Here is a 13,037-nt window from a genome sequence, read left to right on the forward strand (position 1 = left end):
GTTTACGTGATAGCTGAAAATAAAAAAAACCGACCCGAACGGCACGGTTTTTCAGAAATTGAGCGCGGCGATGAAGGCCTTTTCGAAGGCGGGCGTCCCCGAGAGAGGATAGGGATGAAGGCTCGCAGCCAGCTTGCCGACCGCCTGTTCACCCTCCTCCATGATCAGAAAACGACGGACCCCGCGCAGGACGCCGTCGGCTTCGAAACGGACTTTTTCTACCATGTTTTCCGGCAACATGGCAACCTTTTTCAAGGTTTTGCGCTGCAGGGAAGTCCCGAAAGAACCGGTGAGAATGACGTCCCCGACATCCTCCTTGGCGACTCCCGCTTTCTGCAGCAGACAGGCGATGCCTGCCTTGACCGCCCCCTTGGCGAGTTGAAAGGCGCGGATGTCATCCTGAGTCAGGACCAGCTCGGTGTGCGCATCGCGGTAGAGCCGCAGGGCGCGCCCCGTGTCGTTTTCTGCAAGGTAGCGTGCGAGATTGGTTTCGATGGAGCCGGAAGCGGCCAGAGTCCCATCGGCGGCAATCAAGCCGGATTCGAGTCCGGCCGCCACTGCCGCCAGCAGACCGCTGCCGCACAGACCGCGCGGCAGCCCGCCTTCAACAACATGGAGCTGCAGCCGGTCGCCCACAACCTGCACATCATCGACCGCGCCCGCCTTCCAGGGCATGCCGCAGGCGATTTCGCCCCCCTCGAAAGCCGGGCCGGCCGCCACGGAAGTTACCCGCCACCGCCGCCCGTCAAATAGGGCGATCTCGGCATTGGTGCCGATATCGACAAACAGGGTGCCGGGCCGTACGGACTCAGCACCAAAAAGAAAAGCCGCCAGGTCGCCGCCGACGTAGCCGGAGACCAGCGGGAAAACAAAAATGTCGCATGCAAGATTTATCGCCAACTGTGCAGCGGCAACGGTCTCTCCGCCGCGAAAGACGGGGCGATGAGGCGGAAAGATCAGTGAATCAACGGGCTGGCCGACAAGCAGATGAGTGATGCCGGGATTGGCGGCAAGCGCCGCGCGCCCGATCTGTGCCCGCTGCACACCCGCATCCCGCAGCAGGGCGGCAATCAGCGACTCGACTCCGTCGGCCAGAGCTTGCTGCAACTCAGCGCCGCGACCCGCGCTTGCCAGTTCCAGGCGCGAAACAATATCCGCCGCCAGCTCGGCCTGGGGATTGGCGGTACGCTGCCGGGCGAGAATGCACCCCCGGTCGTCACACAGCCACCCCGCAAGAGTGGTGGTGCCGAGATCAAGAGCGAGAGAATATGTAAGAGATTTATTCACAGTCGGCCTCATGTCCCTTTAACTTCATACTCCCTCCCCCAGCGGGGGAGGGCTGGGGTGGGGGCAGGTTTTGAGCTGCGGCCCGAACTCCCCCCTCCCACCCTCCCCCCGCTGGGGGGAGGGGTAAAAGAACCTCCCTCTCCCAGCGGGAGAGGGCCGGGGTGAGGGTGGAGGGGAGGGGCTATTCTTTATACACCCGCGGCACGCGCTTACTGACCTGACAGAAAACTTCGTAGTTGATGGTGCCGATGCGCTCCGCCCACTCTTCGGCACGGATACAGTCGTCACCGTCGCAGCCCAGCAAAGTCACGAGAGCGCCGACGCCAACCTCGGGCAGATCGGTCACATCAACCATGGTCCAGTCCATGCAGACGGTGCCGACCACGGGAGCGCGGCGGCCGCCGATCAAGACTTCTCCACAGCCGGTCAGGCGACGGTTGTAGCCGTCGGCATAGCCCACCGGCAGGGTCGCGATGCGGGTGGGCCGCTCCGTCACGAAGCGGTGACCATAGGAGACACCGCGCCCGGCGGGCAGCGTCTTGATGGCCGCGACCACGGTGCGCCAGTGCATCACGGGCTGCAGATCAAGGTGGGCAAAATGCCCGGAAGGGTAGCCGCCGTAGAGAGTCACGCCGGGACGAACAAGGGTGCATTCGGGCATCAAGTCTGAATAGAGTGCAGCGCTGTTGTCGATGTGCACATGCCTGGGATGCAGGTCGTACTCATGCAGCGTGTCAAGAACCGCATGAAACCGCGCCATCTGCTCTTCGTTATGGGAAGAGGACGGATCGTCGGCCAGAGCGAGGTGAGACAGAACACCTTTGAAATGCAGATGTTCCAGTTCGCGCAGCTGTTTCAGGACTTCGGGCAGATCCTCCGGCAGAAACCCGACCCGCCCCATCCCGGTGTCGATTTTGAGGTGACAGGAAATGGACCGTCCAGAGGCGCCGCCAGCAGCATTCAGACGCCGCGCGGCCTCCAGGTCGAAAATGCAGGGCGTCAGGTTCAGCGCAGCAAAGCTCTCCTCCTGACCGGGAAATACGCCGCCCAGCACAAGAATCGGGTCGTTCAAGCCGGCCTCACGCAACTCGCGCGCTTCCTCCAGCAAGGCCGTTCCAAACCAATGCACTCCCTGCCTGCGCAACGCGCGCGCAACCTGAGTTGCCCCGTGGCCATAGGCATCGGCCTTCACTACGGCCAGAATGCGCCCGGCGCCTCCAGCCCGCTCCGCCGCCAGCGCAAAGTTATGCCGCAGCGCATTCAGATCAATTTCTACATAAGTTGGACGTTCCACACAAATCATACAGCCTCACGCCTCACGCCTCACGCATCACACATCACGCATCACGCATCACGCATCACGCATCACGCATCACGCATCACGCATCACGCATCACGCATCACGCATCACGCCTCACACATCACGCCTCACACATCACCGAATCTGTTTAGCACGCCCCCGCCGACGTGTAAAGCGCCGGCCTCGCTCCCGAACACAATCGGTTCTTGACACTTCACCGGGAAATCTCTTAGCCTTGATAGTACTTTACGAATCATTATGGGGAGGATTTGCCATGTGCCTGGACTCCGGCGCCTTTTTTCTCGTTCAGGGTGAAGAACAACGAACCCTGGAACATGTTGCCTCGATACTGCCCGGCCATCAAGGGCTCAAGCTGATCGATGCTTCCGGCAATATCGAAAACGTGACAGGCCTTATTGAAGAGATCGACCTGCTCAACCGCCGCATCGTCATGGCCGCCTGAGATCTCCGGCGCGATCGCCACGACGCCGCTCCCTTTTCTCCCGCCGCCCGGCAACGACACGTCTTTTCCGCCTGACATGCCCGCCGCACACCAGCATCGGACATCGGCCCTGCCCGACGGCTCCGTTTTCCGAGGATAATTCCATGATCGAAGGACTCTACCTGATTCTGGACACCGACGTGCCTGATCTTGAGCAGCGGCTCAAGGCTGCTTTGCGCGGCGGGACTCGCATTGTGCAGTACCGCGACAAAAATCGCCCCCCTGAACAGCAGCGGCAACTCGCCATACAGCTGCGACAGCTGTGTCATGAAGCGGGTGCGCTGTTTATTATCAATGACCATCCGCAACTGGCGCTTGACTGTGAAGCCGATGGAGTTCATCTCGGACAGGGCGATCTGTCCGTGAACAAAGCAAGGCAGCTTCTCGGCCCCGAACGCTTGATCGGCATTTCGACCCGCACGGTAGAAGAAGCCCTGAAAGCAGAGGCCCAGGGAGCGGACTACATAGGCCTGGGCAGCATGTACCCCACATCCAGCAAAGATGACGCGGTACTGGTGGGCGTTGAACGACTCCATCTGGTACGAAAGGCGGTGCGCATCCCTCTTGTCGCCATTGGCGGCATCACCCGTGACCGCGCCGGTGAATTGATCGATGCTGGAGCAGACTCCCTGGCCGTCATCTCCGCCGTGTTCCGTGCCGACGACCCTGCACTGGCAGCCCGGGAGTTTTCATTGCAGTTCAACCGTCGCAAGCCCTTCCCGCGCGGACGGGTGCTGAGCATCGCCGGCTCCGACTCCGGGGGCGGCGCCGGCATCCAGGCCGACCTCAAGACGACGACTCTGCTCGGCGGCTACGGCGCCTGCGCCATCACGGCGCTGACCGCCCAGAACACCCTGGGGGTGCGCGGCATTCACCCGGCGCCGGCGGACTTTGTCGTCGAACAGATCTCCGCGGTTCTTGAAGACATCGGAGCGGACACCCTTAAAACCGGCATGCTTTTTTCCCCTGAAATCGTTTCGGCAGTGGCCGACGCCATTCGTCAATACACTCTTCCCGCCGTGGTCGACCCGGTTATGGTCGCCAAGGGAGGCGCCACCCTGCTTGAACAGGCGGCAGTGGAAGCGGTGCGTGAGCGGCTTCTGCCTGAAACCTATCTGCTCACTCCCAATCTGCCCGAGGCCGAAACCCTGTGCGGACTGGCGGTGCGCAACGTGGACGAGATGGAACGCGCTGCGCAAAGACTGCACGAGATGGGGGCGCGGCACGTCCTGGTCAAAGGCGGCCACCTCGAAGGTGAAGCCCTCGACGTTCTGCTGGCAGACGGCGAAATTCATCATCTGCGTGCGCCACGCATCGACACCCGCAACACTCACGGCACAGGCTGCACCTATGCGGCTGCGATCGCGACTTTCCTTGCCCAGGGGCTTCCCCTGGGCGAAGCGGTAGGAGCGGGGAAAAAATTCATAACCCGCGCCATCGAGACCGCCATCCCCCTCGGCAGCGGCCACGGCCCCGTTAATCACTGGCAGGCCGCGTGGGATCGCCATCTGGAACACCGCCCTTGATTTTTCCGCTTTCATGGATAATCCGGGTTAAGGTCATTTTTCCCGTGCTGTTTCGTTTACGGCGATCTATAATGTGGAGTTATCCTCGAATAGGGATAAGGCAGAACCACAGGAAATCTAGAAAACATTGAACGTCCGGCTTTTCAACTGAAGAGGCTTTTTAAATGACTCAGCTCGAATCGGCCCGTAAGGGCATTGTAACCGACCTCATGCGCCAGGCTGCGGCAGCCGAAGGCATCGACCCCGAAATCCTGCGCCAGCGCATGGCCGAAGGCACCGCCATCATCTGCCACAACGTCAAACGCGAAAAAGGGCTGCCGCTGGCGGTGGGCAAAGGGATGCGCACCAAGGTCAACGCCAACATCGGCACCAGCAAAGACGACACCAGTATTGACAAGGAGCTTGAGAAAGCCCGCGTCGCCATGCGCGCCGGCGCCGACGCCATCATGGACCTCTCCACCGGCGGACCGGTGGATGAAATCCGTGCGGCGATCATTGCCGAAACCGACGTCTGCATCGGCAGCGTGCCTCTCTACCAGGCGGCGGTCGACACGGTGCTGAAAAAGAAAAAAGCGCTTGTCGACATGACGGTGGATGATATCTTCGACGGCATCGCCAAGCATCTCGACGACGGTGTCGACTTCATCACGGTGCATTGCGGGGTCACCCGCAGCACGGTGGAACGTATGCGCAACGAAGGGCGGGTGATGGACGTCGTCTCGCGCGGCGGCTCCTTTACCGTGGAATGGATGGCGCACAACAATGCGGAAAATCCGCTGTTCGAACATTTTGACCGCCTGCTCGAGATCGTCAAACCCTACGACGCCACTCTGTCGCTTGGTGACGGATTTCGCCCCGGCTGCCTGGCCGATGCCACCGACCGCGCCCAGATCCACGAACTGATCCTGCTGGGCGAACTGACGCAGCGCGCCTGGGACGCAGGCGTACAGGTGATGATTGAAGGGCCGGGCCATGTGCCCCTCAACCAGATCGAAGCGAATATACAGCTGCAGAAAAGGCTCTGTCACGGCGCTCCCTTTTATGTACTCGGCCCGCTGGTGACCGACATTGCGCCGGGCTACGACCATATCACCTGCGCCATCGGCGGCACCCTGGCCGCCGCCGCCGGAGCCGACTTCCTCTGCTACGTCACTCCGAGCGAGCACCTGCGCCTGCCGACGGTGGCGGACGTGCATGAAGGCGTCATGGCCAGCCGCATCGCCGCCCATGCCGCCGACGTGGTCAAGGGGGTCGGCGGCGCCATGGACAAGGATATCGCCATGGCCAAGGCGCGCAAGAATCTCGACTGGGAGGGGCAGTTCACCCTGGCGCTCGATCCCGAAAAAGCGCGTCGCCTGCGTGCCGAGTCCGGCGTGGATGAAGAGCACGGCGCCTGCACCATGTGCGGCGAATTCTGTGCTTACAAGGTGATGAGCGACGGCAGCCGCAAACAGAACGTCGGCGGCTGATCATTCAACTGGGAGCAACAGAACTTTTTTCCATGCGCTGCCGACAGGCCCCGGCGGCAGCGCATCTTCATTTCCCGGCGCGGACTTTTCCTTGTCCGCTGTCTGCTTTTATGTTCTAATACGCGCCGCTTGTTAACTAGCTGCCCATCCTCTTGATTCCAGGGAGGTTTCATCGCATGGCCAAAAAAATACGCCGTCCGAGCCGGCGCCCCAAGCTGAAGCTGCGCGGCTTCAACAACCTGACCAAGACCCTGTCCTTCAACATCTACGATGTCTGCTACGCCCGCTCACCGCAGGCCCGCAAGGAATATCTCGAATATATCGACGAGGAGTACAACTCCAAGCGACTGGTCAAGATTCTGGGCGAGGTGTCCGACATCATCGGCGCCAATGTCCTCAACATTTCCAGCCAGGATTACGATCCCATGGGCGCGAGCGTCACCGTGCTGATCGCCGAAGAGCCTGTAGACGCTCGCCCCGACCAGGTACTGGCGCACCTCGACAAAAGCCATCTGTGCATCCACACCTACCCCGAGACCGATTCAAAAACGGGGATCTCGACCTTTCGCGTCGATGTGGACGTCTCCACCTGCGGTAAAATCAGCCCGCTCAAAGCTCTCAACCATCTGATCCGCTCCTTCGAGTCGGATATCGTGCTGATGGATTACAAGGTGCGCGGCTTCACCCGCGACGTACGTGGCAAAAAGCACTACATCGACCATCGCATCCACTCCATTCAGCAGTATATCGACAAGAAGATTCTGGATATCTACAGCTGCGTTGATATCAATATTCACCAGGAGAACCTGTTTCACACAAAGATGCTGCTGCGCGACTTCAACCTGGAGAACTACCTTTTCGCTTCGGCCTATGCCGATTTCTCCGAGGATGAACGCGACCGCATCAAGGAAAGCCTGAAACGTGAGATGACAGAAATTTTCTATTCCAAGAACATTTACGGGGGCCCCCGGTGATTCCAATGCGCCCCATGGAGAAAAGTTCATGGCTGTTTTTTCTCGTCTTGCCCTGCTGCTGACACTCTTGATGAGCGCCTGCGCACCCGCATCAGAGCCACTGATCGGCGATCCTCAACGTCCCTACGCGCCGGCCCGCGAACCGCAGGTGGGCGACATCCTGCATCTGCCTACCGGCCATTTCGTCGAGGAACAGGAGATGCTCGACGTGCTGGCGGACGCCCGCATCGTCTATGTCGGCGAGAGCCATGACAACATGGCCTCGCACAGGCTGCAGCAGCGCATCATCGAACACCTGAGCAACCAACGCCCTGGACAGGTCGCCATCGGCATGGAGATGTTCACCCCCGAGCAGCAGGAAGCCCTCGACCAGTGGGTGGCCGGAGAGCTTTCGGAAAAGGAATTTCTCAAGCAGTCCGACTGGTACGGCACCTGGCGCATGGATTTCGACTTCTACAGTGACATCATGCAGCTGGCCCGCCAGCGCCGTATTCCTGTCATCGGACTCAACGCCCCGCGCGACCTTGTCCGCATGGTCGGGGGCACCGAGATCGCAGATCTGGACGAGGAAACCCGCGCCCGCATTCCCGAGATGGATTTCGACGACCCCTACCAGAAAGCCCTGACCGAAGCGGTGCATGGCGGCCACGAACCCAACGGCAATGCCTTTGGGGGGTTTCTGCGGGTCCAGACGCTGTGGGACGAAAGCATGGCGGACAATATCGCCCGCTACCTGCAAAGCCCCCCCGGGAAGAACAAGCAGATGGTGGTGCTGGCGGGCGGCAACCACATCCGCTACGGCTTCGGCATTCCGCGCCGCGTCTTCCGCCGCCTGCCGACCAGCTACGCACTGGTCGGCAACCACGAACTGGAGATCCCGGAGGACAAGAAGGATCGCCTGATGGACGTGCGCATGCCGCGCTTTCCCATGCCGGCCTGGGACTTCGAGGTTTATACCCGGTATGAAGGTCTGAACAGCGAGAAGGTCATGCTCGGCGTGCGCCTTGATGACGAGGAGGGCGCGGTGCGTATCGCAGGAGTCATGCCCGACTCGGTGGCCGGGCGCGCTGGGCTGAAGGAAGGCGACCTGATTCTGCAGATCGATGGCCAACCGGTTGAAGAAAACTTCGACCTGGTCTATGCCGTCAAACAGAAAAAACCAGGCGACACCGCGCAACTGGTTATCGAACGCGCCGGTGAACAACTCGAAATCGAGGCAATCTTCGAAACCCCTGCCTCTGAATAAAAGTATCTGTTCGGCAGGGGGTGGGCACAGCTTCCCCCTTCCACCAAGCCGCTACGAACAAATCAAAGCGGCGGTTCCCACACCAGGGAAACAGCCGCTTTGATTTTTCTCTCCGCCTCTATCTTTCTCCGCGCCTCTCCGTTAAAGAGACGATATCAAGCCCGTCCGGCACTCCCCAGCACCGTCTCATTCTTGTGCTTGATCAGCTTGATCAGCTCCTTGCGCGCCACCCCGAGATATTTGCGGGGGTCGAACTCCTCGGGGTGCTGGCTGAGATATTCACGTACCTTGGCGGTCACAGCCAGGCGACCATCGGAGTCGATGTTGATCTTGCACACGGCACTGGCCGCCGCACGGCGCAGCTGCTCTTCCGGAACGCCGACCGCACCTTCCATCTTGCCGCCGTAATTGTTGATCAGCTGGACATACTCCTGCAGCACGCTCGAAGCGCCGTGCAGGACAATGGGAAAGCCGGGAATGCGGCGCTCGATCTCCTCGAGGATATCGAAGCGCAGGGGCGGAACTTCTTCACCTTCCTTCAGCTTGAACTTGTACGCGCCGTGACTGGTTCCGATGGAAATCGCCAGGGAATCGACGCCGGTCTTGGAGACAAAATCCTCGACCTCTTCGGGCTTGGTGTAAGTCGAAGTCTCCGCCTGAACCTCGTCCTCGATGCCGGCCAGCACACCCAGCTCCCCTTCGACGGTCACGTCGTGCTGATGGGCATATTCAACGACCTGGCGGGTCAGCTTGACGTTTTCCTCGTAAGGCAGATGCGAACCATCGATCATGACCGAAGAAAAACCGGAGTCCACACAGGACTTGCATAATTCGAACGAATCGCCATGATCGAGATGCAGAGCGATGGGAATGTTGCTGCCCATTTCGCGCGCCATGCGCACCGCGCCCAGGGCCATGTAGCGCAGCATGGTCTCATTGGCGTAGTCCCGGGCCCCCTTGCTGACCTGCACAATCACCGGCGAAGATGTTTCAGCACATGCCGTAATGATCGCCTGCAGCTGCTCGAGGTTGTTAAAATTATATGCTGGAATTGCATAGCCTCCCCCCACGGCCTTTTTGAACATCTCGCGGGTGTTGGCCAGTCCGAGCTCTGTGTAGCTGACGGTGTCACTCATGAATGCGAACCTCCTTGTAGCAGTGAAAATAATAATGGCGCATGCCCCGGGGACAGGAACCTCTTAGAGGAAAAACGACGGTGAACTATTCGTCTCGCAGGATCGCATCTCCCATGTCAAGGGTGTTTGGCGCCAGGGAGGGCGCCAATCAAACGGCCAGGGATGGCGAAAAGTGTCCCTTGTCATGGGAGATGCGATTCCACGCTGAACAGTTACAAACGGCGCAACCTCACGACACCATTTTAAATAACAGTACGGTGCGGTCAAGTCCAGCCGAAAAGCATCGCCAACACAAGGGGTTGAAAAAGCAGCCCTCATCGTCTACGATACGGAGCGATTTTTGCCCCGCCCCGCGTTGCATGAAGCCCCGGGCGCCGCACCATCATTTCATTCCCAACGAAAGAGAGCAGAGAAATCCGACATGAGCAGCTCAAAGGAAGAACAGTATTTCAAGGACTGGAAGAGCCGCGAAGCCGTGGCCGAATCCATGCTGCCGGTGATCGGCCGGCTTTATCGCGATCACGGCGTGGTCACGACCGTTTATGGGCGCTCGCTGGTCAATTGCTCGGTCATCGACATCCTCAAGGCCCATCGCTTCGCGCGCCAGATTCTGGAAAATGAAATTTCCGTTCGCGAAACCGCTCCTGTTCTCGAAGCCATGTCCAAGCTGGAACTGGCTTCCGCCCGGGTCGACATCGGCAAGCTCACGGTGCGCTACCAGACCCAGGGGATCGATACGGATATCGACACCTTCGTGCGTCAGGAACTCTCCCAGATCAATACCGGCAAAGCCGCCCTGTTGAGCGAACCGCGCGATATCGTGCTGTACGGCTTCGGCCGCATCGGTCGCCTGCTGGCCCGCATCTTCATCGAGCAGACCGGCGGCGGCGACAAGCTGCGGCTGCGTGCCGCCGTGGTGCGCCGCGGCAGCAAAGACGATCTGATCAAGCGCGCCAGCCTGCTGCGGCGTGATTCGGTCCACGGCTTCTTCAAAGGCACCATCATGGTGGATGAAGAAGAGAACGCCATCATTGCCAACGGCAACATGATCAAGCTGATTTATACCGACAACCCAGAAGATGTCGACTATACGCAATACGGCATCAAGGATGCCATCCTGATCGACAATACCGGCAAGTGGCGCGACCGCGAAGGGCTCTCCCGTCATCTGAAAGCCAAAGGGATTTCCCGTGTCGTGCTGACCGCGCCGGGCAAAGGCGATCTGCCCAACGTGGTCTACGGCGTCAACAACGAGCTGCTTCGTGACGAAGAGGAAATCATTACAGCGGCCAGTTGCACCACCAATGCCATCGTACCGGTTCTCAAAGCGGTGAGCGATCAGTTCGGCATCGCCCACGGACATGTGGAAACCTGCCACAGCTACACCAACGACCAGAACCTGATCGACAATTACCACAATAAAAACCGTCGCGGCCGCGGCGCTCCCCTCAATATGGTCATCACGGAAACAGGGGCTGCAAAGGCAGTGGCCAAGGCGCTGCCCGAACTCACCGGCAAGCTGACCGGCAACGCCATTCGCGTGCCGACGCCCAACGTTTCGATGGCAATTCTCAACCTGACCCTGGAGAGGGAGACCACCGTAGAGGAGTTGAACCGCTACCTGCGCGACGTGTCTCTTGATTCGCCTTTGCAGAACCAGATCGACTACACCAACTCGCCCGAGGTGGTCTCCAGCGACTTCGTCGGCTCTACCTATGCCGGCGTGGTGGACAGCCTCGCCACCATCGTCAACGGTGAGCGCTGCGTTCTCTACGTCTGGTACGACAATGAATACGGCTACAGCTGCCAGGTAGTACGGATGGTGGAACAGATGGCTGGACTCGAATTTTCCACCTATCCCAGGTAAAACGATTCCTCACCCCTCACCAAAAAAAGAGGCGGTCCACCCGAAGGTGAACCGCCTCTTTTTTGATCAGCTGACAAGCAGGGATCAGTCGTTGCGACGCATCACGCGCATCTTCTTGCGCAGGCGACGCTGTGCTTCCTTCTCCTTGCGCTTGCGCTTCACGCTCGGCTTTTCGTAAAATTTACGCTGCTTCATTTCACGAAAAAGGCCTTCCTGCTGCAGCTTGCGCTTGAGCACCTTGATCGCCTTGTCGACGTTGTTGTCGAGAACCGTGATCTCCACCGAATCACCCCGCTTTCCTTGCATTCTGGTGTCGGACGGCAGCGTTATTCACTTCACCATCCTTCGTAAAGTTTGAGGATACCCAGCATACCAACAGAATGCAACAAAAAATCCACAACCTTTCAACGCAGAGGCGGAGAGCAGGACAAAGAAAGATGGCGTCGCAAAAACTCACCAACTGCTGCGTTGCTGCAATTGCTCTCGCTGCTTCGACGTACGTAAGTACGCCTCATTGCTCGACAATCGCGCGCCTTGCATTTGGCGCTTTTTGCTTAGCCATCGACATTGATGCTTTTTTACGAAAGCATCAAAGAAAGGCGCAGAAAAATCTATAGAGTCAAGGGTAAGGTAAGCATGGGGACACCCAGGATGCCTGGCAGCAGGGATGGCGAAAAGCGTCCCCTGTCATGGGAGTTGCGCCCCCACTCGGCACATCTACAAAAAGGATGAACTTTACCATGACGCCCATATCCTGTAGATTGAGTGGAGCATCCGAGTTGGACCAAGGAGAAATATCACGCATGATGAATCTGCATTCAATCAATCTCGACTGGGATTTTCTGATCGAACGCATCGATCGGCTGATGGACCTGACGGAAGAATTCCTCACCCGCAAACTCTCTGACGACATCGAAGCCGATCCGCAGATGTTCCGAACAGCCGTCGCCTTCCGCTGGAACCATGATGGACAGCTCGAAGCCCTTGAGCATCCGGACGTGGTGCAGCGCGAGCAGTTGCTCGGCCTCGACGACCACCTCGAACGCCTGCACCGCAATACCCACCAGTTCGTGGCGGGACTGCCCGCCAACAACATCCTGCTGTGGGGCGAGCGCGGCACCGGCAAGTCCTCCGCGGTCAAAAGCCTGCTGCCGGTTTTTGCCGAACAGGGGCTGCGCATGATCGAAGTCCACAAGGAAGAACTCTACCATCTGCCAGCCATCACGCGCCTGCTGCGAAGCCAGCCCTACCGCTTCATCCTGTTCTGCGACGACCTCTCCTTCGATGAGAACGAGCCCGGCTATCGTGAACTTAAAACCCTGCTGCAGGGAGGATTGGAGGCGCCGCCGCCCAATATGCTGATCTACGCCACCGCCAACCGCCGCCACCTGATGCCGGAACGCCTGGATAACAACGCCGATTCAGTCGAGATTCATCCGGAGGAGGCCGTGGCGGAAAAGCTCTCCCTCTCCGACCGCTTCGGCATAACGCTTGGTTTCTATCCCGTCGATCAGCCGCACTATCTCGACATCGTTCGTCACCTGGCCCGCGAGAGAGAGTTGAACATCAGCGATGAAGACCTCTCACAGGAAGCTCTCCGCTGGGCGCTGTCCCGCGGGTCACGCTCAGGGCGAGTCGCGCATCAGTTCGTCGACGACCTGACCGGCCGCCTCGGATTGGCGGCCTTGAGCCGGGCCCGAAAAGCAGACAACGATCAGTGATTGCATGAC

10 protein-coding genes and 1 pseudogene are annotated in these 13,037 nt (G+C 59.3%); 7 read left to right on the forward strand and 4 right to left on the reverse strand.

The features are described from left to right. Nucleotides 1-51 precede the first annotated feature (51 nt). Both GSUB_RS13225 and alr read right to left on the reverse strand, forming a co-directional pair. Entirely contained in the window at nt 52-1,287 is a 1,236-nt protein-coding gene (locus GSUB_RS13225) for an ASKHA domain-containing protein (protein ID WP_040201204.1), read from the reverse strand. Between the two features lie 181 nt (nt 1,288-1,468). Then, entirely contained in the window at nt 1,469-2,590 is a 1,122-nt protein-coding gene (alr, locus tag GSUB_RS13230; protein ID WP_040201206.1) for an alanine racemase, read from the reverse strand. Between the two features lie 271 nt (nt 2,591-2,861). Here alr and GSUB_RS13235 point away from each other — a divergent pair, with 271 nt between their 5' ends. From GSUB_RS13235 to GSUB_RS13255, 5 genes are all read left to right on the forward strand, one after another. Further along, complete coding sequence (locus GSUB_RS13235) at nt 2,862-3,050, forward strand: CooT family nickel-binding protein (protein ID WP_040201207.1); 189 nt, start codon at nt 2,862-2,864, stop codon at nt 3,048-3,050. A 143-nt stretch (nt 3,051-3,193) separates the two neighbouring features. Continuing rightward, nucleotides 3,194-4,615 (forward strand): bifunctional hydroxymethylpyrimidine kinase/phosphomethylpyrimidine kinase, encoded by a 1,422-nt coding sequence (gene thiD, locus GSUB_RS13240; protein WP_040201208.1) that lies wholly within the window; start codon nt 3,194-3,196, stop codon nt 4,613-4,615. A 164-nt stretch (nt 4,616-4,779) separates the two neighbouring features. Next, nucleotides 4,780-6,084, forward strand: a complete 1,305-nt coding sequence (gene thiC, locus GSUB_RS13245; RefSeq protein WP_040201209.1) for a phosphomethylpyrimidine synthase ThiC — start codon at nt 4,780-4,782, stop codon at nt 6,082-6,084. 176 nt (nt 6,085-6,260) lie between these two features. Beyond that, complete coding sequence (speD, locus tag GSUB_RS13250) at nt 6,261-7,058, forward strand: adenosylmethionine decarboxylase (protein ID WP_040201211.1); 798 nt, start codon at nt 6,261-6,263, stop codon at nt 7,056-7,058. 28 nt (nt 7,059-7,086) lie between these two features. Next, a complete protein-coding gene (locus GSUB_RS13255; protein WP_040201212.1) occupies nt 7,087-8,304 on the forward strand; it encodes a ChaN family lipoprotein in 1,218 nt (405 codons plus the stop codon). A 155-nt stretch (nt 8,305-8,459) separates the two neighbouring features. On the opposite strand, the gene GSUB_RS13260 is transcribed toward GSUB_RS13255, so the two are convergent. Beyond that, complete coding sequence (locus GSUB_RS13260; protein WP_040201214.1) at nt 8,460-9,440, reverse strand: class II fructose-bisphosphate aldolase; 981 nt, start codon at nt 9,438-9,440, stop codon at nt 8,460-8,462. A 421-nt stretch (nt 9,441-9,861) separates the two neighbouring features. Between GSUB_RS13260 and GSUB_RS13265 the strand changes: the two genes are divergently transcribed. Beyond that, nucleotides 9,862-11,307, forward strand: coding sequence for a glyceraldehyde-3-phosphate dehydrogenase (locus tag GSUB_RS13265; RefSeq protein ID WP_040201215.1), 1,446 nt, complete (start codon nt 9,862-9,864; stop codon nt 11,305-11,307). 105 nt (nt 11,308-11,412) lie between these two features. Here GSUB_RS13265 and rpsU read toward each other — a convergent pair. After that, a pseudogene (gene rpsU, locus GSUB_RS13270) lies at nt 11,413-11,613 on the reverse strand (30S ribosomal protein S21); the annotation flags it as partial. Nucleotides 11,614-12,110: 497 nt separating this feature from the next. Here rpsU and GSUB_RS13275 point away from each other — a divergent pair. Continuing rightward, entirely contained in the window at nt 12,111-13,028 is a 918-nt protein-coding gene (locus tag GSUB_RS13275; RefSeq protein WP_084212051.1) for an ATP-binding protein, read from the forward strand. Nucleotides 13,029-13,037: the final 9 nt, after the last annotated feature.

The organism is Geoalkalibacter subterraneus (genome assembly GCF_000827125.1).
GTDB lineage: Bacteria > Desulfobacterota > Desulfuromonadia > Desulfuromonadales > Geoalkalibacteraceae > Geoalkalibacter_A > Geoalkalibacter_A subterraneus.